This window comes from Mesorhizobium sp. M3A.F.Ca.ET.080.04.2.1, assembly GCF_003952525.1.
GTDB lineage: Bacteria > Pseudomonadota > Alphaproteobacteria > Rhizobiales > Rhizobiaceae > Mesorhizobium.
The window spans coordinates 5,790,929-5,814,287 of sequence record NZ_CP034451.1 but is presented as its reverse complement, the minus strand read 5'-3'; the positions used below and the strand labels follow the sequence as shown (position 1 = coordinate 5,814,287).

General features: G+C 63.7%; 17 protein-coding genes, 2 tRNA genes and 1 pseudogene. 6 read left to right on the top strand and 14 right to left on the bottom strand.

Going from position 1 to position 23,359, the window contains the following annotated elements:
• Nucleotides 1-50: 50 nt before the first annotated feature.
• The 4 genes from nagZ to EJ074_RS27700 all read right to left on the bottom strand — a co-directional run bounded on the left by nagZ (nucleotide 51) and on the right by EJ074_RS27700 (nucleotide 7,832).
• A complete protein-coding gene (nagZ, locus tag EJ074_RS27715) occupies nucleotides 51-1,070 on the bottom strand; it encodes a beta-N-acetylhexosaminidase (protein WP_095807179.1) in 1,020 nt (339 codons plus the stop codon).
• A gap of 133 nt (nucleotides 1,071-1,203) precedes the next feature.
• Nucleotides 1,204-4,680, bottom strand: coding sequence for an SPOR domain-containing protein (locus EJ074_RS27710; protein ID WP_095807178.1), 3,477 nt, complete (start codon nucleotides 4,678-4,680; stop codon nucleotides 1,204-1,206).
• A gap of 103 nt (nucleotides 4,681-4,783) precedes the next feature.
• Nucleotides 4,784-6,541 (bottom strand): arginine--tRNA ligase, encoded by a 1,758-nt coding sequence (gene argS, locus EJ074_RS27705; RefSeq protein ID WP_129553899.1) that lies wholly within the window; start codon nucleotides 6,539-6,541, stop codon nucleotides 4,784-4,786.
• A 61-nt stretch (nucleotides 6,542-6,602) separates the two neighbouring features.
• Entirely contained in the window at nucleotides 6,603-7,832 is a 1,230-nt protein-coding gene (locus tag EJ074_RS27700; RefSeq protein ID WP_095807176.1) for a deoxyguanosinetriphosphate triphosphohydrolase, read from the bottom strand.
• Between the two features lie 70 nt (nucleotides 7,833-7,902).
• Here EJ074_RS27700 and erpA point away from each other — a divergent pair, with 70 nt between their 5' ends.
• The 4 genes from erpA (at nucleotide 7,903) to EJ074_RS27680 (ending at nucleotide 9,817) form a co-directional block, all read left to right on the top strand.
• Entirely contained in the window at nucleotides 7,903-8,250 is a 348-nt protein-coding gene (gene erpA, locus EJ074_RS27695; RefSeq protein WP_095807175.1) for an iron-sulfur cluster insertion protein ErpA, read from the top strand.
• Nucleotides 8,251-8,257: 7 nt separating this feature from the next.
• Nucleotides 8,258-8,650, top strand: a complete 393-nt coding sequence (locus EJ074_RS27690; RefSeq protein WP_095807174.1) for a VOC family protein — start codon at nucleotides 8,258-8,260, stop codon at nucleotides 8,648-8,650.
• Between the two features lie 7 nt (nucleotides 8,651-8,657).
• Nucleotides 8,658-9,452: an exodeoxyribonuclease III gene (xth, locus tag EJ074_RS27685; RefSeq protein ID WP_095807173.1), complete on the top strand. Its 795-nt coding sequence runs from the start codon at nucleotides 8,658-8,660 to the stop codon at nucleotides 9,450-9,452.
• Nucleotides 9,453-9,529: 77 nt separating this feature from the next.
• A complete protein-coding gene (locus EJ074_RS27680; protein WP_245454754.1) occupies nucleotides 9,530-9,817 on the top strand; it encodes a hypothetical protein in 288 nt (95 codons plus the stop codon).
• Nucleotides 9,818-9,853: 36 nt separating this feature from the next.
• Here the strand turns inward: EJ074_RS27680 and EJ074_RS27675 are convergent, their stop codons facing one another.
• The 9 genes from EJ074_RS27675 to EJ074_RS27635 all read right to left on the bottom strand — a co-directional run bounded on the left by EJ074_RS27675 (nucleotide 9,854) and on the right by EJ074_RS27635 (nucleotide 21,189).
• The gene (locus EJ074_RS27675; protein ID WP_095807171.1) at nucleotides 9,854-10,681 is read right to left on the bottom strand and encodes a tetratricopeptide repeat protein; all 828 of its coding nucleotides are present in this window, start codon (nucleotides 10,679-10,681) and stop codon (nucleotides 9,854-9,856) included.
• Nucleotides 10,668-12,392 carry a dihydroxy-acid dehydratase gene (gene ilvD, locus EJ074_RS27670; protein ID WP_095807170.1) on the bottom strand — a complete coding sequence of 575 codons (1,725 nt, stop codon included), beginning with the start codon at nucleotides 12,390-12,392 and terminating at the stop codon, nucleotides 10,668-10,670. The genes EJ074_RS27675 and ilvD overlap by 14 nt, the downstream gene beginning before the upstream one ends.
• A gap of 291 nt (nucleotides 12,393-12,683) precedes the next feature.
• Complete coding sequence (locus EJ074_RS27665; RefSeq protein WP_095807169.1) at nucleotides 12,684-13,931, bottom strand: OmpP1/FadL family transporter; 1,248 nt, start codon at nucleotides 13,929-13,931, stop codon at nucleotides 12,684-12,686.
• 360 nt (nucleotides 13,932-14,291) lie between these two features.
• A complete protein-coding gene (locus EJ074_RS27660) occupies nucleotides 14,292-17,075 on the bottom strand; it encodes a valine--tRNA ligase (protein WP_129553898.1) in 2,784 nt (927 codons plus the stop codon).
• A 212-nt stretch (nucleotides 17,076-17,287) separates the two neighbouring features.
• Nucleotides 17,288-18,100 carry a PopZ family protein gene (locus EJ074_RS27655; protein WP_095807167.1) on the bottom strand — a complete coding sequence of 271 codons (813 nt, stop codon included), beginning with the start codon at nucleotides 18,098-18,100 and terminating at the stop codon, nucleotides 17,288-17,290.
• 228 nt (nucleotides 18,101-18,328) lie between these two features.
• Nucleotides 18,329-19,705 carry a TolC family outer membrane protein gene (locus EJ074_RS27650; RefSeq protein ID WP_095807268.1) on the bottom strand — a complete coding sequence of 459 codons (1,377 nt, stop codon included), beginning with the start codon at nucleotides 19,703-19,705 and terminating at the stop codon, nucleotides 18,329-18,331.
• A 187-nt stretch (nucleotides 19,706-19,892) separates the two neighbouring features.
• A complete protein-coding gene (locus EJ074_RS27645) occupies nucleotides 19,893-20,567 on the bottom strand; it encodes a protein-L-isoaspartate O-methyltransferase (protein WP_095807166.1) in 675 nt (224 codons plus the stop codon).
• Between the two features lie 101 nt (nucleotides 20,568-20,668).
• Nucleotides 20,669-20,742, bottom strand: a tRNA-Cys gene (locus EJ074_RS27640).
• A gap of 186 nt (nucleotides 20,743-20,928) precedes the next feature.
• On the bottom strand, nucleotides 20,929-21,189 hold the full coding sequence (locus EJ074_RS27635) for a PGPGW domain-containing protein (RefSeq protein ID WP_095807267.1): 261 nt from the start codon (nucleotides 21,187-21,189) through the stop codon (nucleotides 20,929-20,931).
• 217 nt (nucleotides 21,190-21,406) lie between these two features.
• Between EJ074_RS27635 and EJ074_RS27630 the strand changes: the two genes are divergently transcribed.
• Nucleotides 21,407-21,481, top strand: a tRNA-Asn gene (locus tag EJ074_RS27630).
• A 64-nt stretch (nucleotides 21,482-21,545) separates the two neighbouring features.
• Nucleotides 21,546-22,115: pseudogene (locus EJ074_RS27625) on the top strand (helix-turn-helix domain-containing protein); the annotation flags it as partial.
• Nucleotides 22,116-22,140: 25 nt separating this feature from the next.
• Here the strand turns inward: EJ074_RS27625 and EJ074_RS27620 are convergent.
• The gene (locus tag EJ074_RS27620) at nucleotides 22,141-23,316 is read right to left on the bottom strand and encodes an acetate/propionate family kinase (RefSeq protein WP_095807165.1); all 1,176 of its coding nucleotides are present in this window, start codon (nucleotides 23,314-23,316) and stop codon (nucleotides 22,141-22,143) included.
• Nucleotides 23,317-23,359 lie beyond the last annotated feature (43 nt).

Sequence of the window (23,359 nt, the reverse complement as noted above, 5' to 3'; positions counted from 1 at the left end):
CGCGGCCTTGCTGTCCAATGTCTCCGCCACTTGCCTTTCTGCCTTTCGGTTCAGGCCACCGCTTCGAAATAGGTGGCAAATTCCGCGCGTATCGCTGTTTCGTCGGCCCCGTCGCGGCCTCTTATATAGGTCAGCGCCCGCTCTGCCCGCTGCAAAGACTTGCCTTCGAGCGGCCTGCTGCGCGACGCGATGCCCGACATTTCCTCGAAAACCCCATTGCAGTGAAGGACGAGATCGCAGCCCGCCGCAAGGATTGCGGCCGCCTTTGTCGGGAAATCCCCAGAAAGTGCCTTCATCGAAGTGTCGTCGCTCATCAACAGCCCATCGAAGCCGATCTCGCCGCGGATCACCTCGTTGACGACCTTGGCCGAGGTCGTCGCCGGATTTTCGGGGTCGACGGCGCTGTAGACGACATGCGCCGTCATCGCCATGGGCAGGTCGTTGAGCGCCTTGAACGGGGCGAAATCGTGCGCTCGCAGCTCTTCCAGCGGGGCATCGACGGTCGGCAGCGCGAAATGGGTGTCGGCAGAGGCGCGGCCATGACCGGGAATGTGCTTCATCACCGGCAGCACGCCGCCCGACATCAAGCCCTCCGCGGAAGCCCGGCCCAGTTCGATCACGGCATTGGGCTCCTTGCCATAGGCGCGCGCGCCGATCACATCGCTGGCGCCTTCCACCGGCACGTCGAGCACCGGCAGGCAATCGGCGCTGATGCCGAACCGCAGAAGATCGAAGGCGTGAAGGCGAGCCAGCAGCCATGCAGCGCGGCGGCCCGCTTCACGATCCTCACGCCAGAGCGCCCCAAGCGCTCCGCCGGCGGGATAGTTCGGCGCCAGCGGCGGCCGCAGGCGCTGCACCCGGCCGCCTTCCTGGTCGATGAAGACCGGAGCGTCCGGACGCCGGACGCAATCGCGCATGGACGCGACCAGATCGCGGATCTGCTCGGGTTCGCCGATGTTGCGCGCAAACAGGATGAAGCCCCAGGGATGTTCGCTTTGATAAAAGCGGATTTCCTCAGGGGTGAGCGATTTCCCGGCGCAGCCGAGGATCATGGATTTTGATTCGGTCATGGACCTGAGCTTAGGGCTTTGAGGGCGCAAAGGGAATCACCCCTGCCTGCCAACGCCCGCGCGTGCAAACCCATCCACAAAGAAGAAGCCGGCGTGGCCTCGCGGCAACGCCGGCTGTCAGAGGCTGGATTGATCAGTGCGACACGAAGCAGTTGCCGCCCGCCGCCTTGTAGCTGGTGCAAAGGTTGATCGCGTCGTTGCGCGACTTCGCAGGAACGCGGACACGGTAGAAGGTGCCCTTGCCGGCGATCTCGGCCTTGACGATGTTGGCGGAACGCCCGGCAAGCACGCTGCCGTAGCGGCGCTGCAGGTCCTGATAAGTCGACTGCGCACTTTCAACCGTCGGCTGGGAGGCGATCTGCATCGACCACGAACCTGCGCCGGCCGAAGCAGTGGCCGCGTCGATGGAAGCGACCTGGTCCGGCTTGACCTCGCCGACGATGTCGACCGGCTGGTCGGACGGGCGCGGCGGCGCCACGGGCACCTTCGCGGGCGTCTTGGCCGACTGGACCTTGGCCTCGGTCTTCGGCGCAGCAACCGGCTTCACTGCCGCAGTGGGCTGGGCCGTATCGCCCTGATCGGCATCGGTCTGATCGGTAGATTGGTTGGCGCTCACGGTCGCCGTCGGCTGGGGGTCGGCCTGCCCTGCCGGCGCGACATGCTGCGGCGCCGGATCGGTCGGCTCTGCCGCGGCAACCTTCGGCGCGGCGGGAGCCGGATCCTCGCGCGGCACCAGCGAACCATCAGGCTTCACCATCATGGTCTTCACTTTTCGCGGCGCCACGGCGACGACATCGGCCTTGGCCTCGGACTCGGCATCCTGCTGCAGCACTTGGGCGATGCGGTCTTCGGACTTCGGCGCCGGAGCGGCGGGCTGGGCGCCTTCGGGCGCAGCCGCCTGAGCTTTGCCCGGCACCACCGCGTCCGGACCCGGCGCTGCTTCATCCGCGCCAGGCACTGCGGCCGCCCCCGGTGCTGCCGCTTCTGGGTTGGCGGCGGCGCCGCTGCCAGGAGCAGCATCGTTCTCGTCGGGGGAAAGGTCGACGACACGGCTTTGCGGCGGCTCCTTCGACGCCACGTCGACCGGTTCCTCGGTGTTGGTGACCAGTTTTTCCTGGACCGGCTCGGCGGTCTTGGCGGTGCCACCCTTGACCACCGCGTCATATACCTTGTTGTCCTGGTTCGGCACCACCGCGCCACCCGGATTCTGCGGTTTGACCTTGATCGGTGAATTGTCGGCCTTGACGAGCACCGGCGCTTCGGCACCACCTTTGCCGCCAAACGAGAAGGCAAGAGCGCCAAGCCCGCCGGCGATCACCACCGCACCAACAAGCGCGGCCATCATGAAGCCGCGACCTCGTGGCTTGGCAGCCTGGCTCTCGCCGAGGCCGGGTACGGTGATCGCCTCGTCGAGCTCCGGATCGTAGTCCAGTTCATCCGTGGCGAACTCATCCGCCTGCGAAACCGGGCGGCTGCCAGGCAAATCGTCGGCATCGAAATCGCGCATCACCGCGGCGTGGGAAGCGGCTGCCGGGGCGGCCTGCGTCTCGGCCCGCAACTCGCGACGATCGTAGCCCGTCTTGAAACCCGAACCGTAGGAGTCGTCGTCATAGGCGCGGCTCTGCACGGGCGCCGCAGCGATCTCGGTTGAGTTCATCTCGGTGAGCAGGCTGGCGAACTCGGCGTCGAGATCGTCGTAGGCCGGAGCCGACGGCTGGTCTTCCTCGAAATTGAGCTCGGGAATGTCGAGATCGTCGGCGAGCGCCACCACACGCTCCGGCACGTCGATGGTCTCGACATCGGGAACCTCGTCGTCCTGGCGAGACTGTGTCGCCGCAGCCGGCGCAGCATAATCCTCGACAGGTTCCGGCGCTGGCGTGGAATGGCCATGATAGACAGGTTCGGAAGCCGCAGCGGAATAATCCTCGAGAGATTCCTCGTGATAGGAGGGAGCCGACATATGCGGCACCGAAAACACCGGCTGGATCGTCGGCTGCGCGGCATAAGAGGGCTCGGGCGCCGCGACCGGGGTCACGCGGCTCCAGGACCGCGCAGGTTCGTTGCGCGGCGCATCGAGCTCGAGACCCTTGGAAAACGCCGCGTCGAACGCCTCGTCGTCGAAATCGATGCTCGGTTCGGCTTGGTTCGAAGTGGTGGCGCTTGGCGCATCGTCTTGATCGAGGTCGCCCGCGAGCAATGCGTGGAGATCAGCGTCGCCTGCCGGCTCGACAACCGGCTCGTCCTGCGCCGGCTCCTGCCCATCGATAGCCCAGGCGGCGGGTGCAACGTCCTGGACGATGTGGCTTGTCGGCTGCGCAACCGGCTGTGGCGTCGGGGCTGCTTCCTTGGGCATCGGCCGCGCGGTCATGGCACCCAGCAGCGCGTTGAGTTCGTCTTCCAGGCTGCGCTCGCCGCTGGCCGCGGCCGGCATCTCAGGCTCAGCGGCCGGCATCTCAGGCTCAACAGCCGCAACCGAAGCTGCTGCAGTTGGAGCAGGAGCTTCCGCAAACGGCGTCTGGGCTGCGGCGGCAGGCTCGACAGCCGGAGCTTCCGGCTCCTCGGCAAGCCCATCACGGAAGCTGAGTTCGAAATCGTCTTCGGCAACCAGGGCCGCGGTCTCGTGGTCGACGCCGGCGTCCTGATCGGCAGCAGCCTCCTGGGCGGCGACGGGTTCGGGATCAACGGCGGGTTCGGCATCGAACGCGGGCTCGGCATCGAAGCCGGGTTCCGGAGCGGCGGCGAAATGTACGACTTCGGCAGGCACCTCGTTGGTTTGCGGCTGCTCCTCGTCAACCGCCAGTTGCTGTTCCGGAAGCTGATCCGGCGAGTGGTCGAACTCCATCTCGACGTCGGCCATCGCATCCTCGAGATGGCCTGCAAAATCGTCTTCAGAAGCCGGCTGATCGGCAATGGGCTCGGCCTCGACCAGCTCGGCTTCAGTGGCCACGGCGTCCCGCTCGGGCATGCGATCGTCAAACGCCAGCTCGTCCTCGAGCGACACCCGCACAGCATTGTCGAAATCAGCGTCGAACGCGGCTTCGGCCGCTGATGCCGCAGCGGCTTCAACGATGCCACGATCAGCGCCGGCTTCGTGGTCGGCATGGAAGCCCTCGTCCAGTGAAGCGGCGATGTCTTGATCTATGGAAAGGTCGTCCTCGACCGGCGACACCTCCAGCGAGTTGGCGACCGCCTGATCGAAATCATCGTCGAAGGCGATGTCGGCTTCCAGCTCAGGAGCGCGGCCCGTGGCGAAATGGGCGTGATCCGCCGCATCATCGAAAATGAAATCCTGCTCGAGGGCTGCGGCAAGCTCTTCGTCCGTGGCGGCAACAGCGGTTTCATGAGCCGACGCGCTCGAGACAGGCTCAAATGCGACAGTCGCGTGCTCCTCTTCGGCGCCGAGATCGCCCATCAACTCCTTTTCGAGATCAATCCCGAAGTCGGGCTCTTCCGCGGCTTGGTTTCCCGGTGCAGCCTTGTCGACCGCCGGCGTCTGCGGCCGGGCCGGCTGACGCGGATCGAAACCCATAATCCGGGTCAGTTCCGCGAACGGATCATCGTCGGAAATGTCGTTGTTGTCGGCTACTCTCAGCTGGGTTCTGTCTGCCATTATTGTTCCCGAACTCGCACACAGTCGGACGCCACGGACGTCGCGCAGGGTTGGCCCTTACCAGCGCAATGTGGGCAAAAGGTGACAGGTTTTTTAGTCAAACCTAACGCATTTCGGTAGGCGCATCAGCTCCTATCAGCGCCAGGCCGGACGTCAAAACATCCGAAACAGCCTGCACCAGCCCTAGTCTGGCATAAGTCAATTGTCGGTCGTTAACCTTAACAAAACGTAAGTCAGGGTTGTCCGTGCCCCGGTTCCAGTGTGCGTGGAAGCTTGAAGCCAGATCGTGGAGGTAGAATGCCAGCCTGTGCGGCTCCAGCGCAAGGGCCGCGGATTCGATTAGCCGTGGATATTCAGCCAACTTCCGGATCAGACCGATCTCACCCTCGTCCGTCAGCGCAGAAACCGAGCCCACCAGGCGGTTGCGGTCGAAGTTGGCTTCGTCAAGCTGCTCGCTTGCCTGCCGGAACACCGAATGGCAGCGCGCCGAAGCGTATTGCACGTAGAATACCGGATTGTCCTTGGACTGCTCCGTGACCTTGGCGAAGTCGAAATCGAGCGGCGCGTCGTTCTTGCGATAGAGCATCATGAAGCGGATGGGATCGCGGCCGACCTCCTCCACCACGTCGCGCAGCGTGACGAAATCGCCTGACCGCTTCGACATCCGCACCGGCTCGCCGTCACGGAACAGCTTCACCAACTGGCAGAGCAGAACCGTCAGTTTGACCTCATCGCCCGCAACGGCGCGCGCCAAAGCTTCCAGCCGCTTGACGTAGCCGCCATGGTCGGCGCCGAGCACATAGATCAGGTCGGCGAAGCCGCGCTCGACCTTGTCCTTGAGATAGGCGACGTCGGCGGCGAAATAGGTGAACGAGCCGTCCGACTTCACCAGCGCCCGGTCCATGTCGTCGCCCACGGCGGTCGAGCGGAACAGCGTCTGCTCGCGGTCTTCCCAGTCGTCCGGCTTCTCGCCCTTTGGCGGCGGCAGCTTGCCCTTGTAGATATGGCCCTTCAGCGTCAGGTCGGCGATCGCCGCACGGATCTTCTTGGCATTGTCGCCGTGCAGCGTGCGCTCGGAGAAGAACACGTCGTGGTGCACGTTGAGCAGCGCCAGATCCTCGCGGATCATCGCCATCATCGCGTCGACCGTGCGGTCCTTGACGATCGCCAGCGCTTCCTCTTCCGGCATCTCCAGCAGACCGCGGCCGAACTCGCTGGCCAGCGCCTGGCCGACCGGGATCAGATAGTCGCCCGGATAGAGGCCGGGCGGAATCTCGCCGATTTCTTCGCCGAGCGCCTGGCGATAGCGCAGCATCGCCGAGCGCCCGAGCACATCGATCTGCGAGCCGGCATCGTTGATGACATATTCCTTGGTCACGTCGTAGCCGGCAAAGGCCATCAGGTTGGCGAGCGTGTCGCCAACCACGGCGCCCCGGCAATGTCCGACATGCATGGGCCCGGTCGGGTTGGCCGAGACATATTCGACATTGGCCTTGCGGCCGCCGCCGATCCTGGAGCGGCCATAGTCGCGGCCCTCGCCGAGCAGCGCTGCCAGATGCGCCTGCCAGAACCCGTCCTTGAGCCGCAGATTGACGAAGCCCGGCCCGGCGATTTCGGCCGAGGCGATATCAGCGTTGCCACGCAGCGCAGCCGCCAGCCTTTCCGCCAGCACGCGCGGGTTCTGGCCGGTGGGCTTGGCCAGCACCATCGCCGCATTGGTGGCGAGGTCGCCATGGCTGGCGTCGCGGGGCGGCTCGACGGCAATGCGCGACAGGTCCAGCGTTGCGCCATCCTTATCTTTCAGATCAAGGGCTTCGACAGCTTTTGTGACTCGCGCGTTGAAATCGGCGAAGATGTTCATGAGCAGGGCTTCTTGCGGCTATCAGGAGGACCGGCTGCTTGGCCGGCAAATCGCGCCCGCCCTAGCTTAAATCCGGCGTATGGTCAAACAGGCGCCTGTGCTCCTTGAGCGCGTAGGTGTCGGTCATGCTGGCCAGGAAATCGGCGACACTGCGGGCTTTGATCCGGTCTTCCGCCCGGTCGAGGCCTTCCCGCCAACCCTCCGGCATGGCGCGCGGATCGGCGAAATAGACGTCGAATAGGTCGCGGACGATCCGATCGGCATCGACGCGCACGCGCATCACTTCGGGATGACGATAGAGGTGCTTGTAGAGAAACGCCTTCAATTCCTTCTCGGCCGCCGCCATTTCGGCGGAAAATGTCACCATGGTCTCATTTGCCGCTCTCACGGCGTCGGCGTTGTCCGGCTTGAATCGATCAATATTGGCGGCGGTGGAAGCAATGACATCCTCGACCATCATGGTGATCTGCCGGCGCATCAGCTCATGGCAAGTGCGCACGTCGTCGAGCCGCGGGTAGCGCGCGCGCACCCCCTCCAGGATCGAGCCCGGCAAGCCGACCTCTTCCAGCATGTTTAGAGTGAGAAAACCGGAGCGCAAACCGTCATCGATGTCGTGGCTGTTGTAGGCGATGTCGTCGGCGATCGCCGCGCACTGCGCCTCGATGCCGGCGAAGCGATCGAGTTCGAGGTCGTGCAGTTCGGAATAATCGCGGATCGCTTGCGGCACCAAACCCTTGAGCCCCTTCCCGCGCGCATCGGTCAGCGGCCCATTGTGCTTGACCAGCCCTTCCAGCGTTTCCCAGGTGAGGTTCAGCCCGTCGAACTCGGCATAGCGCCGCTCGAGCCGCGTCACCACGCGCAAAGACTGCGCGTTGTGGTCGAAACCGCCCCAAGCGGTCATCTTGTCGTTCAGCGCATCCTCTCCGGTATGGCCAAAGGGCGTGTGGCCGAAATCGTGGACCAACGCGACTGCCTCGGCGAGGTCCTCGTCGCCGCGCAGCGCCCGCACCAAGGCGCGGGCGATCTGCGCCACCTCGATCGAATGCGTCAACCGCGTGCGGTAGTGATCGCCCTCATGCGCGACGAACACCTGCGTCTTGTGCTTCAGCCGGCGAAAGGCGGTGGAATGGATGATCCGGTCGCGGTCGCGCTGGAACGGCGTGCGCGTCGGGCTTTCGGGCTCATCGAACAGCCGGCCGCGCGAATGGGCCGGATCGCAGGCATAGGCGGCGCGCGGCCGATAGCCGAACCCGATATCGCCGAGAGCACCCTTGCCCTGCCGCTCGTCCATTTGCCCACCAGTTGACTTGGCCCCGCCTGCTTCATACCTATGATCTGAGACGCAAAGCAAGGTGACGCCGATGGGCGCGGATGCCAAGACTGCAATGAAAGTCGAGATGACCGACGCTGCCGCGCAGCGGATCGCCAAGATCCTCGCCGCCGAGCCCGGCAAGACGGCTTTGCGCGTTTCCGTCGAAGGCGGCGGCTGCTCCGGCTTCTCCTACAAGTTCGATCTCGTCGAAGCTGCGAACGATGACGACGTCGCCATCGAGAAGGATGGCGCGACGGTCCTGATCGACGACCTCTCGCTGGTCTATATGGGCGGCTCGGTGATCGACTTCGTCGACGACCTGATGGGTCAATCCTTCCAGATCAGAAACCCGAACGCCGTTGCCTCCTGCGGCTGCGGCACCAGCTTTTCCATCTAGGGCCGCGATGCCCACGATCGGCGCGGTCCGCCAGGTCGCGCTGTCGGCCGGGCGCGATCTCGACACCACGCTCGCCTTCTGGCAGGGCGTGCTCGGCCTGGGCGTGCATGCGCGCTACGATCCGCCGGGCATCGCCTTTATCATGGCAGGTGACGTGCGCCTGTTCTTTGCCGACGGCGTGCCGGCCGGCACGGTCTATCTCGACATCGCCGGGCTGGAAGCCTTCCACGCCGAGGCCAAGGCCGCCGGCATTCCCTTCACCGCGCCGCCGGCGCTGGTCCACCGCGACACCGAGGGCCAGTTCGGTCGAGCAGGGGAAAGCGAATGGATGGCCTTTCTAAAGGACCCAGCCGGCAATACGATCGGCCTCGTCGAACGCCTTCCCCCGGAACAGCATTGAGGCCCGCATGAAGATCGTCACCTGGAACATCAACGGTGTTCGCGCCCGCATCGGCAACCTCACCCACTGGCTGACCGAAAGCGCTCCGGATATCGTCTGCCTGCAGGAGATCAAGACCGTCGACGAGCAGTTCCCGCGCGCCGAGATCGAGGCGCTGGGCTACAATGTGGAGACCAACGGCCAGAAGAGCTTCAACGGCGTTGCCCTTCTGTCGAAGCTTCCCTTCGACGAGGTCAATCGCGGCCTGCCGGGCGACGATGCCGACGACCACGCGCGCTTCATCGAAGGTGTCTTCTCAACCGACAAGGGTGCTCTGCGCGTTGCGTCGCTCTATCTGCCGAACGGCAATCCGATCGACGACGAAAGGAAGTTTCCCTACAAGCTCGCATGGATGGCGAGACTCGAGCGCTGGGCGGAGGAACGGCTCAGGCTCGAGGAAGCTCTGGTGCTGGCCGGCGACTACAATGTCATCCCCGAGCCCGCCGACGCCCGGTTCCCAGAGAACTGGCGGAACGACGCGCTGTTCCAGCCGCAGTCCAGGCAGGCCTTCCGGCGGCTGAAGAATCTTGGCTTCACGGAAGCGGTCCGCGCCGTCACCGACTCTCCCGAGGTTTATACATTCTGGGACTATCAGGCCGGCGCCTGGCAGAAGAACAACGGCATCCGCATCGATCATCTGCTGCTGTCGCCCGAAGCCGCCAGCCGCTTTTCCTCGGCGTCGGTCGAAAAGCACGTGCGGGCCTGGGAAAAGCCGTCCGATCACGTGCCGGTGGCGATCGATCTCAGCCTTCATCCCGCCTGACGGTACTGCTCACGCCACATCCCTGATCTCGCCACAAATCGCGCGTTCAATGCGCGTTGTTGCGGGGTTTCATGGCGATGCGATTTGTTCTTTGCCCGGTCGGCCTTGTGTTGGCGTTTGCCGCGCCGACGCCGGTCCTCGCCGCGCAGGCATGTCTTGCCAACGGCAAGTCGTTCAAGGTCGGCGAGACGGCTTGCCTGACGATTGCCGGCGAAAGCCACCTCGCCCGTTGCGACATGGTTCTCAACAATACGTCCTGGACAAAGGTCGAGGACGAGTGTCCGGGCGAGAAACAGCCGCCGAAACTGCACCCGACCTCGATCTCGACGCCAAACATCGTGCCGACAGCGCCCACCGAAAACTGATTTGCTGAGGCCAGGCAGGCGTGTGGTCCGTGCGACCTACCGATCGCCGTTGTTGCCCTTGGTCAGGATGTCGTCCGCCAAAGAAATCGCGGTGCGGCGGTCGGCCTCCCCGGCGGCGGCGAAGGCTTCTTCCTGCATACTGCGGATCCAGGTCTGATCGGCCGGCGGAGCCCGTTCCAGTGCCGCCGTCATCATCGCCAGGCCGCGCACGACCTTACCGCTCTGGAACAGGAGGTTGCCGAGCGTCGCCTGGGCGCCGGCATGGCCCTTCTCGGCCGCCAGCTGGAGCCAGCGGCCGGCCTGCTTGACGCTGGCCTTCACACCGCCCTCGCCCTTCAGGAACATCTGGCCGATCTCGAACTGGGCGTTCGGATTGCGATAGTTGGCGGCCGCGCGCATGTAATACTCCTGCGCCGCGACCTCGTTCTCCGTCACCGGGCTGCCAGGGATGCCTTTGCGCAGGTAATCTCCGAGCGCCACCAGCGCGTCCGAGACATAGCTCTCCTCCGGCGAGCCGGGCTCGACATCCTGGTCGACGATCTCGCTGAAGAACTTGAAGGCGGCGTAATCGTCGCGCGCCACGCCGTCGCCTGCGGCATACATGCGCGCCAGCTTCCAGGTGGCGCCGATCTGGCCGTTCTCGGCGGCATATTTATAGGCCTCGACGGCCTGGTCCTTGTGGCCGTTCTTGTAGGCGGAGAAGCCGAACTGGAACACCGCCCACGGGCTCGACTGCGGCTTCACGCCGGTCTTGTCGTCGAACACCTTGTCGTCGAAGGCCATGGCCTGGCCAACGGCGCCCAAAGTCGCAACCGCGACCAGTGCCGACAAGACCGATGACCTCAACACCTCAGATGTCCGCATAACAGTGTGTTTCTTTGGCAGCACCCGGATGGGTGACCGCGCCGTCGCGCGCAGACCCTACGGCCTGCGCGTATTTCCAGATCGCGCCCGACTGATAGTCGGTCTCGCGCGCCTTCCATTTCTTCGCCCGCGCCGCGAGTTCGGCGTCCGAAAGCGCCACCTCGATCGTACCGTTCACGGCGTCGATCGAGATCACATCGCCATCCTTGAGGAGCCCGATCGGCCCGCCGACGGCCGCTTCCGGCCCGACATGGCCAATACAGAAACCGCGCGTGGCGCCGGAAAAACGCCCGTCGGTGATGAGAGCCACCTTGCCGCCCATGCCCTGGCCATAGAGCGCCGCCGTCGTCGACAGCATCTCACGCATGCCCGGACCGCCGCGCGGCCCCTCGTAACGGATGACGAGAACCTCGCCTTCCTGGTAGTTGCGCTGCGTGACCGCCTCGAAGCACTCCTCCTCGGAATCGAAGCAGCGCGCCGGACCCGAGAATGTCAGTTCCGACATACCTGCGACCTTCACGATCGCGCCTTCGGGAGCAAGGTTTCCCTTCAATCCCACGACGCCACCTGTCTTGGTGATTGGTCGATTGGCGGGACGGACCACATCCTGGCTGTCATTCCAGGCAACATGCTCCATGTTTTCGGCCAAAGTACGGCCGGTGACCGTCATGCAGTCGCCATGCAGATAGCCGTGGTCCAGCAGCGTCTTCATCAGGAGCGGAATGCCGCCGGCCTCGAACATGTCCTTGGCGACATATTTGCCGCCGGGCTTGAGATCGGCGATGTAGGGCGTCTTCTCGAAGATCGCTGCGACGTCGAAAAGGTCGAACTTGATGCCCGCCTCATGCGCGATTGCCGGCAGATGCAGCGCCGCATTGGTCGAGCCTCCGGTGGCGGAGACCACGGTTGCCGCATTCTCCAGCGACTTGCGCGTGACGATGTTGCGCGGCCGGATATTCTTGGCGATCAGTTCCATGACCTTTTCGCCGGAAGCGAAATTGAAGCGGTCACGCATCTCGTAGGGGGCCGGAGCGCCGCAGGAATAAGGCAGGGCCAGTCCGATCGCCTCGGCAACGGTCGCCATCGTGTTGGCGGTGAACTGCGCGCCGCAGGAACCCGCGGACGGGCACGCAGCCTGCTCGATCTCGAGCAGCTCGGCATCCGAGATCGATCCGACCGAATGCTGCCCGACGGCTTCGAACACGTCCTGAATGGTGATCTGCCGGCCGCGATAGCTGCCTGGCAGGATAGAGCCGCCATAGATGAAGATCGATGGCACGTTGAGCCGCACCATGGCCATCATCATCCCCGGCAGCGACTTGTCGCAGCCGGCGAGTCCGACCAGCGCATCATAGCAATGCCCGCGCATGGTGAGCTCGACGGAATCGGCGATGACCTCGCGCGACACCAGCGACGACTTCATGCCTTGATGGCCCATGGCGATGCCGTCGGTCACCGTAATGGTGCAGAATTCGCGCGGCGTGCCGTTGGCAGCCGCGACACCCTTCTTCACCACCTGCGCCTGGCGCATCAGCGAGATGTTGCAAGGTGCCGCCTCGTTCCAGCAGCTGGCGACGCCGACCAGCGGCTGCGCGATTTCGGCGGCCGATAGCCCCATGGCGTAGAGGTACGAACGATGCGGCGCCCGCGCCGGACCTTCGGTCACGTAGCGGCTGGGCAGCTTGGCCTTGGAGATTGCCTTGGCGTCCATACTCGTCCTTGCCGCACACCCCGCGGCCTGCCCCGTCGCCTGGCCATCCTGGCACGCATCCCGAGACATATCTGCGTTGCTCCGGGTTTATGGCGGGAAATGGGCAGTTTCCTCGGCCTGACCTTTAGCGCAAGGGTCGTTCATAAACTGTTGCTAAAACGTCACAATAGTATCCGGCGCCCATTGTGACGCGAATCTGCAACATCCGGGATGCGCTGCTCGATCAAGGGTTGCGGCGTGCAAGAAAAAAGGCCGGGCATGCCCGGCCTTTTTCTCTAAATTTTCAGACTCTTAGAACTTGATCTTGAGGCCGCCCGAGATCGCCGTGACCAGATCGTTGCCGAAGTCATAGCTGACGTCGGTGCCGGCCACATAGCCGTTCTCGTCGGTCAGCGTGCCGGAATGGCCGCTGGTCAGGACGCCGATTGCGCCGGCCAGGCGAATTTCGATGTTCGGCTTCGGCGTATAGGCAACGCCGCCGCCGAGCGTCCAGGTGTCAGTCTGCGAGCCGTAACCATGCGAGGTGCCGCGGTCCCAGGTGAGTTGGCCGGCGGCCGCCCACTGGTCGTTGAATTTGTGGCCAACACCGCCCGAAACCGTCCAGCCGTCGCGGTACATGAGGTCGAGGGACGTCAGCCTGATCGGGAGCGGGGAGACCGTGGTGCAATTGGCAAGACCCTGCGAGGCCTGCGAGCAGATGGGGATGCTCTGCAGCAAGCTCCAGTTGACCCACTTTATCGAACCGAAGGCCAGCCAACCGGGCGCGATGCCGGACTGCAATTTCAGTTCCACCGTGTCCGGCATGTATTCGGTGGGGGCATAGATCTGTGTGATCCCCTGTCCGAGATTGGTCAGGTCAAGTGTACCCGAGATATTGTCCAGCTTGACTTTCGAATTGTAGACGAGACTTGCCCGCAGGGCGATGTCAGGAATTTCATAGGCAAGGCCGGCGCGCCAACCCCAGCCGCTGCTCGAAAGGTCGACCCGGCCAGTACCCTGGAAGTTGGGCACCAGCGGCGACACCAGGCTTTCCTTGAAGCCGTAGACTTCCTGATAGAACAGACCGCCGATGAAGCGAAGCTGACCCTTGCCGACGTCCATCTTGTACGAGCAGGTGCCCGCGTAGTTGTCGCTCTTGATGTCCGTTTCCATATTGGACTGCGCGCCGGCCCAGAGGCCCGGAGAGGTGTGCGCCCCCCACGGCTGGGAGTAGTCGACCATGCAGTCGACGCCGGGGACGAGCTGGGCCTTAACGCCGATCCGCGGCACCCAATAGTTCTCACTGTCCTTGGCCGTGCTTCCAAGGGCGGTAACGTTGCCATCAAGCGGATCGGTATCCACCGCGTTCTTGAACTTGCGATCGGGCATCACGTAAGTCGCTTCGGCTTCGGTCGCGAAGGGCGCCGGATCGAACAAAAGGTCGATGTCGTAGCCGCCGCGTTCGAGGCCGCCGGCATGCGCCGGATGCATGGCCGCGCCGATCAGAGCAATAGAAAAGCAGCCTGCCCCCGCCAGAGCCTTGAGCCGCAAGATGGTCATGGAGTCCCTCCCCGAAACACGAGTGGGGCAAGCTAGAACCAATTCGGGTTAACGGTGCAACAACGAATTCGCTAGCTGTACATGTACGTCTTGACAGCCCGTATTCTCGCCATGGTGCGTGCCGCCGAATTGAGGTCCAAAACAGCTCGCTCCGCAGCGAAGGGCCGGAAAAATCCGGAAAATGCGCCTGAAAATCGCGCAAAACTGCCCTTTTTTGGAGAAAAAGGGCCGCATTGTTACATTAAGGCAACAATGGGGCGAAACTTTCCGTTTACGTCAAAATTTACGCAACGGCATGCCTGTTTTCGAAGCAGTTAACGCACCGGAAACCATGCTTCGCAGAGCTGCGAATCTGGCCCCTCAGCCAGCGTCGCGAACCCTCGTCAGCGCAACCGAAAGCTTCTCTTGAGCGTCACGATATTCGGCCAGCTTTTCGCGCTCCGCCTCGACGACCTCTTCCGGAGCGTTGGCGACGAACTTTTCGTTGGAAAGCTTCTTGTGCAGGCGCGCGATCTCTTCGGTCACCTTGGCCAGTTCCTTCTGCAGCCGCGCAGCCTCCGCCTGCAGGTCGATCAGGCTGCCGAGCGGCAGGCAGACCGTCGCCTCGTTAAGCACGATCTGCGCCGAACCCCTGGGAGCCGCGTCAGCCAGCGCGATGTCGCCGATGCGGGCCAACCGCTTGATGGCCGAAGCATGGTGTTCCAGGCGCTCCCTGGTCAGCGCGTTGGCGCCGATCACCGTCAGAGGAGCGATCGCCGCCGGCGGCACATTCATTTCGGAGCGCACGGAGCGGATGCCGGAAACGAGATCGACCAGCCAATTAATGTCGGCGGCCGCTTCCTCATCCTCGAAATCGGGCGACGGCCATGCGGCATGACAAAGCAGCGAGGCGCGCTCCATGCCCTCACCCGCCGTCTGCGCCCAAAGCTCCTCGGTCATGAACGGCATCATCGGATGCAGCAGCTTGTAGATCTCGTCCAGCACGAAGGCGACGCAGGCCCGACTTTCCGCCTTGGCCGCCTCGTCGGTGCCCATGAACACCGGCTTCAGCAGTTCCAGATACCAGTCGCAGAATAGGTTCCAGACGAAGCGATAAGCGGCCCCTGCCGCCTCGTTGAAGCGGTAGCTGGTGATGCCCTCGGTGATCGCGCGTGCCGCGCGCGTCAGCTCGGTCAGGATCCAGCGATTGACCGCGAGCTTGGCGTCCTGCAGCCAGAACTCGTCGTTCCTCGCGACCTCGTTCATCTCGGCAAAGCGCGTCGCGTTCCAGAGCTTGGTGCCGAAATTGCGGTAGCCGGCGATGCGCGCCGGGTCGAGCTTCACGTCGCGTCCTTGCGCCGCCATCACCGCCAGTGTGAAGCGTAACGCATCCGCGCCGTACTCGTCGATCAGGTCGAGCGGATCGATGACGTTGCCTTTCGACTTCGACATCTTCTGTCCGTTCTTGTCGCGCACCAGCGCGTGCACATAAACGGTGTGGAACGGCTCCTCGTCCATGAAATGCAGGCCCATCATCATCATGCGGGCCACCCAGAAGAAAATGATGTCGAAGCCGGTGACCAGTACGTCCGTCTGGTAGTGGGTCTTGAGTTCCGGAGTGTGGTCAGGCCAGCCGAGCGTCGAGAACGGCCACAGCGCCGAAGAGAACCAGGTGTCGAGCACGTCCTCGTCGCGGGTGAGTATCTCGCCAGGCTTGAAATTCTCAAGCTTGTCCTCGACCCAGGCCTTCCAAGGCCCTTCCAAGGCCAGATAGTATTCGATCGCGGCGGCGAGCGCTTCTTCTTCGGTCTTCTCGACGAAGACGCGGCCATCCGGCCCGTACCAAGCCGGTATCTGGTGGCCCCACCACAGCTGGCGCGAGATACACCAGGGCTGGATGTTTTCCATCCAGTCGAAATAGGTTTTTTCCCAGTTCTTCGGCACGAAATTGGTACGGCCCTCGCGCACTGAGGCAATCGCCGGCTTGGCCAGTTCCGCGGCGTTGACGTACCATTGGTCGGTCAGGAACGGCTCGATCGGCACGCCACCGCGATCGCCATGCGGCACAGTGTGGCGATGCGGCTCGATCTTCTCCACGAAGCCGCCGGCCTCCATCAGTTCGACGACCTTCTTGCGCGCGGCGAAACGGTCAAGCCCGTCGAGTTCGTCCCAGACAGCCTGGCGCTCAGGCGTCAGCTCAAGACCGGCGAGAAAGTCCTCGTTGTCCTTCAGCTTGATGGTCGCCTCGACGGTCAGGATATTGATCGCCGGCAGCTTGTGGCGCTTGCCGACTTCGAAGTCGTTGAAGTCGTGCGCCGGCGTGATCTTGACCGCACCGGAGCCCTTCTCCGGGTCCGAATATTCGTCGGCGACCACCGGGATCTTGCGGCCGACGATCGGCAGGATGACGTTCTTGCCGACCAGATCGCGGAAGCGCTCATCATCCGGATGGACGGCCACCGCCGTGTCGCCGAGCATGGTTTCCGGACGGGTCGTCGCCACCGTGATGAAAGTCCTGGGGTTTTCCGGATCGAAAACCGTGCCTTCGACCGGATAGCGGAAATGCCAGAGGTTGCCGTTGACTTCGTGCTGCTCGACCTCGAGGTCGGAGATAGCCGTCAGCAGCTTGGGGTCCCAGTTCACAAGGCGCTTGTCCTTATAGATCAGCCCTTCCTTGTAAAGGCTGACGAACACCTCCAGGACCGCCCTGGACAGGCCCTCGTCCATGGTGAAACGCTCTCTCGACCAGTCGGCGGAGGCGCCGAGGCGCTTCAGCTGGTTGAAGATCGCGCCACCGGATTCAGCCTTCCACTCCCACACCTTTTCGATGAACTCTTCGCGGGTGAGATCGCGGCGGTGGATTTGCCTCTCCATGAGCTGGCGCTCGACCACCATTTGGGTGGCGATGCCGGCGTGATCCATGCCGGGCTGCCAAAGCACGTTCTTGCCGCGCATGCGCTCGAAGCGCACCAATATGTCCTGAAGCGTGTTGTTGAGTGCATGGCCCATATGCAGCGAGCCGGTGACGTTCGGCGGCGGGATGACGATGGTGAAGGCCTCCGCCCCCTCCTCCGAACCGGCGCCGGCGCGAAAGGCGTCGGCCTCCTCCCAGATTTTGGCGATCTTGGGCTCGACGGTCTTGGCGTCGTAGTTTTTTTCAAGCATGGGGGAAGTCCGAGCTGTCGGGGATAGGCGTCCGGTGTAAATCGGAAGCTGTTGGCCGAGTCAATCGCGACAGGTGATGCCTGCTCTTTCACATAGGCCTGCCGAGGGCGGCGGCAATCCCAGCCTTATCGCGACAGAGCTGTTCGTCACATCCGGCGAGAACAAAAACGCCGCCCGAAGGCGGCGCTTTCACCTTGAACGGTCTGACTAAGTCACTGCGCGCCGCGCGCCACGCGCTCGATCTCTTCGCGCACCAGCCGCTCGACCAGCGTCGGCAGATTGTTGTCGAGCCAGTCCTGCAACATCGGCCGCAGCATCTCCTCGGCCATTTCGTCGAAGCTCTTCCTGCTGCGGTTTGCGAAGGCGTCTGAAAGTTCACCAAAGGCGGCGGCGACCTGGCGGCCCGTGTGCTCGGACAGAATTGACGGGCGGACCGATGACGAATCTGCTGACGCACGCGATACGCTGCTGCTTGACGCGCCGGTTTCGGCCGCCGTCAGCTCCGGCAACTCATCGTCCTCGATCTCCACTTCCGGTGCGGCTTCCGGCGTCGGGGTTTTCTCGGCGGCGGCGCTCCCACCAATAGCGGCGACGTCGCGACGCCAGTCTGCCACGATGCTGTCTGCGTTTTGCGGAGGCTCTGCTGGCCTGTTCGTGACCACGGATGCGCTAGGATGGGCGGCAACCCTTGCACCAACCTCGGCGAGCGTCGTTGGGGCGGGCGGCATCCTTGCCGGTTCCGGCCGCGGCGCCACGGCGACGACCGGATCGGTCGCAGCGAGCTGGGCCTGAACCTCCGCCAGCGTCACCGGCTTCTTAGGAGCGGCGTCGGCCTGCAATTCGGAACGGAAGGCCTCGATCTCGGGAACCGGCACCGGGGTCGGCGGTGGCGCCAGATCCTGGCGCAATTCAGCCGCATCGGCCGGCTGCTTGCGGCCGGTGTCGCTATCCTCGATGATCCTTCGGATGGAAGCCAGAATTTCTTCCATGGAAGGTTCGCGCTGCGCGCTGCTTGCCGTCGCCATCGTCACATCCGCCGCCTTTGTGACCCATTGTCGATTCGCTCCGGCCTGACCGGATTCGAATCATGGCGACAGCGTAACCGACCGATCGTCATCCGAGAATCCCCAAACTGAGGACATGTTGGATTTCAACAGATTAGCTCGACGGCGAGCCTCCTATCGACACAGACAAAAGAAAAGCGCCGCGCATCCATTGATACGCGGCGCTGTTTGCAAGCCCGAATGAAGGGATCAGCGGCCGTCCGGCGTGCGCAGTCCGATCCACTTGTCCTTGACGGCATTGTAGTGCTCTTCCGGTCTGTACTTGGTGACCGCCAGGCCGAGCCGCTCGACCGACAGCCGTCCGATCGCCGACAGGATGGCATAGCTTGCCACCACCACATCATGCTCGGAGCCGGCCTGGTTGATCTTGGCGGTGATCACCGCGTTCTGCGCGTTGAGCACGTCGAGCGTGGTGCGCTGCCCCACATTGCGCTCCTCGATGACGCCGTTCAAGGCGAGCTGCGCGGCCGCGATCACCTGCCGGTTGGCATCCACGCTTTGGCGTGCGGCGATGTATTGCGTCCATGCCGAGGCCACCGCCTGGCGCACCTGGTCGCGGCTGACGTCGACTTCGATCCGGGCCTGGCTCAGCGATTCCTTGTTCTGCCGCACGATCGCCGAGGTCCGGCCGCCCGAATAGATCGGAATGGTCAGCGTCGCGCCGATATTGGCAGAAGTCGAATCGCCGTTCGTTCCTATGCCTGGATCGCGGTGCAGGTAATCCTCCGAAATGCCGGCAGAGGCCGAAAGCTGCGGCAGGAGCGCCCCTTCCGAGGATTTCACGGAGAACGCCGCCGCGTCGACGAGGTGCTGCGTGGACAGGATCGCCGGATGCTCGACCGCGGCGATGGCGAAGGCCTGGTCGATGCTCGGCGGCAACAGCCTGCCCACCGGCGCCGCTGCCTTCAGCTTGCCCGGCTCATCACCGACGATCTGGTGATAGGTCGCCGCGCTCGCCAGCGCCTGCGCGCGCGCGGCGCTCAGTTGCGCCACGGCGGTCGCGCGCGAGGCATCGGCCTGCGCCACGTCGGTACGCGTGCCCTCGCCCACCTCGAAGCGCGAGCGGGCGGCGCGCGCCTGCTCGGTCAGGAACTGCAGGTTCTGTTCCGTCAAGACCGCGATCTGGCGGTCGCGGATCACATCCATATACGCGCTGGCCGCGTTGAACAGGATGTTCTCCTCGGTGTTGCGCAGGCTCTCGACCGAGGCCTTCACCTGCGATTCGGCGGCGGCGACATTGTTCCTGGTCTGAAACCCGTCGAACAGCGTCTGGTTGATGACGATGCCGAAGCTGCCCGTGGTCAGCTTCGAGTTGGCGCCGCTGGCGCGTGTGTTCTGATAATTGACGTCGGCAGAGCCCCTGATGGTCGGGCGCCAGCCCGACTTGGCGATTGCCACGCCTTCGTCGGTGACGCGCACGCCGGCCCGGGCCGAGTTCAACTGGGAATTGTACTGATAGGCTTTGGCGAGCGCGCCGGTGATGGTTTCTGCCGATGCGGCCAACGGCGAAAGCGCTGTCGCGGAAACGAGCATAGCTGCTAGGACAGTTTTGCGTACAGACGGCACGTAATTTCCCTCATTCGTTTGCATGGGAACCACGCCGCGTCGGCCTACCCGTTTGGATCAGCCAGCGCCGCGTTGTTTATCGTTCCCCCGCTGACCAGCCTCCCGAAATACGCCCGGCAACCAAATCAGCAACGATTGTTCAGGTGAAAGCGATCATGACAATGCCTTCGCTGCAAGGCAAAATCGCTTAAAATTCGAACGCATGGATACGTTCGAACCCCGGTAGTGGCTTAATTGCCGCATTAAATGCCCGCCGCCCGGTTACAACGCCTCCGGCTTTGAAGAACAGACGGGCCACGCCGGAATTGCCCTGTCCCTCGACAGCGACGAGGCGGCCATCCTCGGCCAATTGATTCAGAAGCTCCGCCGGGACCTCCTGGACGCTGCCGCCGACGAATATGACATCGTAGGGGGCGCCGGCCGCATGCCCTTGCGGCAACGGCCCGTTCACCACCGTCACATTCAGGCAGCCGAGGCTTGCGAGCGTCGACCTCGCGGCCTCCGCCAGCGCCGTATCGCTCTCCAGCGCAACCACCGATTTTGCTATTCGAGACAGCAGAGCGGCCGAATAGCCGGTGCCGCATCCGACATCGAGCACCGAATCGCTTGCGTCGATCTCAGCCAGTTGCAGCAGCTTGGCCAGCGGCGACGGTTCCATCAGGTAGCGGGCGCCGGTGCCGTTGGCGGCGTCCGAAATGCGAATGTCCTCGTCGATATAGGCCAGATCGCGCTGACCGGCGCCGACGAAAGCTTCGCGCGGCACCGAAAGCATGGCTTCGATGAGCGGCGCGCTGGTGACGTCGGTGGTGCGGACCTGGCCATCGACCATCTTCACGCGGCGTTCGGAGAAATCAGCGCTCATGTCCCAACCAATCCGCTTCCCGCGCCCAATCCGCTGACCGGACGCGGCTCAATTCGACTGGAACCTCGCTCCCGGCGCGATGGCGCGGGAGCCCGGGCATCTGGAGGCCTCGCCCGGAATCGAACCGGGGTGCAAGGATTTGCAGTCCTCTGCGTAACCACTCCGCCACGAGGCCCCATACGCTCCCGGCGTTCCGAGCGCACTCAATATGGTGGCGGTGGAAGGTCGTCAAGCGCCGGAAATTCATTCCGGGCGCTTTCCCGTGCGTCATCACAGGTAAGAATCGCAATCCCTTGTGGCCGATCTCGACGGCGGTGTCGCAGCTTGCGTCGGAGTTGGCCGGGCTTGCAATGGCAAGCTCTCAGTCCGGCCGCCGCCGGCGCTCCCACCAGACGACGAAGCGCCGCCTGTGACGACGCACCAGCGCGAATTCGTAGGACAGCACCAGCAGGCCCAGCGGGATCATCCAGAAGCCGAGAATCGGCAGGAAACCCAAGATGCCGCCGACGGTCAGCACCATGCCCAACGCAATCCTGAGGCCACGCGAGCGCGGCATGGTGAACTCGCGTCCGAAGACCGTGATCTTGCGCGCTGGTTCCTGATCGTCGTTAGCTGCCGTCATGTCGATGCCATATCCCATCCGCTGCCTAAGCCATCGGGAATCGAAATCAATAGCCCGGCCCGTTGTTCCCTGCCGGCGTGAAGCCCTTCATATGTGGGCATGCCGAAACGATGCCACAAATGGCCGCAGGAAAAAGTGCAGAAAAATTACGAATTGCTTCTTTGCAAAGCCGAAACGGGTTTGCTATAGGCAGCGCCACTCACATGAGAGCCTCCGTTCCCCGGTAGCTCAGTGGTAGAGCAACCGGCTGTTAACCGGTTGGTCGCTGGTTCGAATCCGGCCCGGGGAGCCAAGTTTTCCAATTAAATCGCGCAGGATCGGGCAGTCGGGGGCGATCCGCCTTCGAAGGCACGGCGATGCGGCCGGTCAGCTTCTTCCCGGCCTGCGCCGAGATTTACGCCGACGGCGAAAAGGCCAGTGCTGTCTACCAGGTCGAATTCGGCGCCTGCCGCCTGCTCGCCGACGGCCGTAGGCAGATCAGCGCCTTCCGTCTGGCCGGAGAGACTTCGAGGCCGACGCCACCCACCGTTTCTTCGCCGAGGCGATCAATGCGACCGGTGTCCGCGTTCACCGCATCGCCGCTGCCGCCGACATGTCACGCCAGCTTGGCCGCTTGCCCTGGAAGGGCTGACGCGGGCGCAGGAGCACCTTCTCGTGCCGCCAGAACGCCATCGAGCGCGTCGCGGCCCTCCTGCTCGACATGGCAGAGCCGCAGGGCGGCCTGCGCCAGGTGGAACTGCCGATGTCGCGCATCGGCATCGGCGACTATCTCGGGCTGACCATCGAAACCGTGTCGCGGGTCTTCACCCTGCTGAAGACGAAGGGCGTCGTCTCGCCTGCTCAGCCCGCGCATCGAGATCCTCGCATCGGATATCTACAGGCAATGGGTGAATGACTGCTCATTTTTGAGCCAGCTTGGCAGATAACTCCTGCCAACCGGCCAGCAGACACTCAGACCGCCTCAAGGTTGAGCAGTTCTGTCGCCACCGCACGTTCCTCGTCGGCCGGAATGACATGGATGTCGACGCGGGAAGCGGGAGCGCTGACAATCCCTTCGCGGTTCGCGTTCAGTTGGCCCTCGAGAGCCACTCCAAGCCATCCGGCAGCCTCGCAGATCCTCCGCCGGATGACGGGTGCGTGCTCCCCGATGCCGGCGGTGAACACCAGCGTGTCGAGCCCTCCGAGCGCGGCCGCAAGCGAGCCGATCTCACGCCCGACGCGATAGACGAAAAGATCGATGGCGTGGGCCGCCGCGGGCTCCTTCGAGGCAAGCAGGGTCTGCATGTCGCCGGAAATGCCGGAGACACCCAGCAGGCCCGATCGCTCGTAGAGCAAGGTGGTCAATTCATCAGTCGGCAGCTTGCGTTCCTGCAGCAGGTGCAGGAGGACGCCTGGATCGATCGATCCGCAACGCGTGCTCATGACAAGCCCATCGAGCGTCGAGAAGCCCATGGAGGTGGCGCGGCTGACCCCTGCTTGCATCGCGCACAGGCTCGCTCCGCTGCCGAGATGAGCGACGATGGTCCGCCCGCCGGCGGCCGCGCCGTAGCGATCGCGCAGCTTCGCGGCGACATGGGCATAGGACAGCCCATGGAAGCCATAGGAAACGATGCCTTGTTCCGACATCTCACGCGGCAGGCCGTAGAGTTTGGCGAGTTCCGGCCGCGCCGTATGGAAGGCCGTGTCGAAGCAGCCGACCTGTTTTGCTTCAGGCAGAAGGCGGCGTGCCAGCTCGACGATTTCGAGATTGATCGCCTGATGGATCGGCGCGAGCCGCTCAAGCTTGTGCAAGGCCGCGAGCGTGGCTTCGTCGAGCCGCGTGGCGCTGGTGAATTCCAGCCCGCCATGAACGATGCGATGCCCGACCTTGCCGATCTGGCGCACAATGCCGTAATCGGCGAGGAAGGCAGCGACGGCTCCGAAGGCCTTGGCGATGTCGATCGGTCCCTGCCCCAAGCTCCTGTCGATTTCGGGCGAAGACGCAGTCTGTTCGATATGCAGCCGCGGCTGGTGTTGGATGGACGACACGCCGCCGCGCGCCAGCAGGGGAAGTTCGTCGCGCTGTCGAAACACGGCGAACTTCAGGCTCGATGAGCCCCCATTGAGGGCAAGGATCGCATCCTTCATTTTCTATCCCGCACCTGCCCGTGGACGCCCGCAGCGCGCCTCA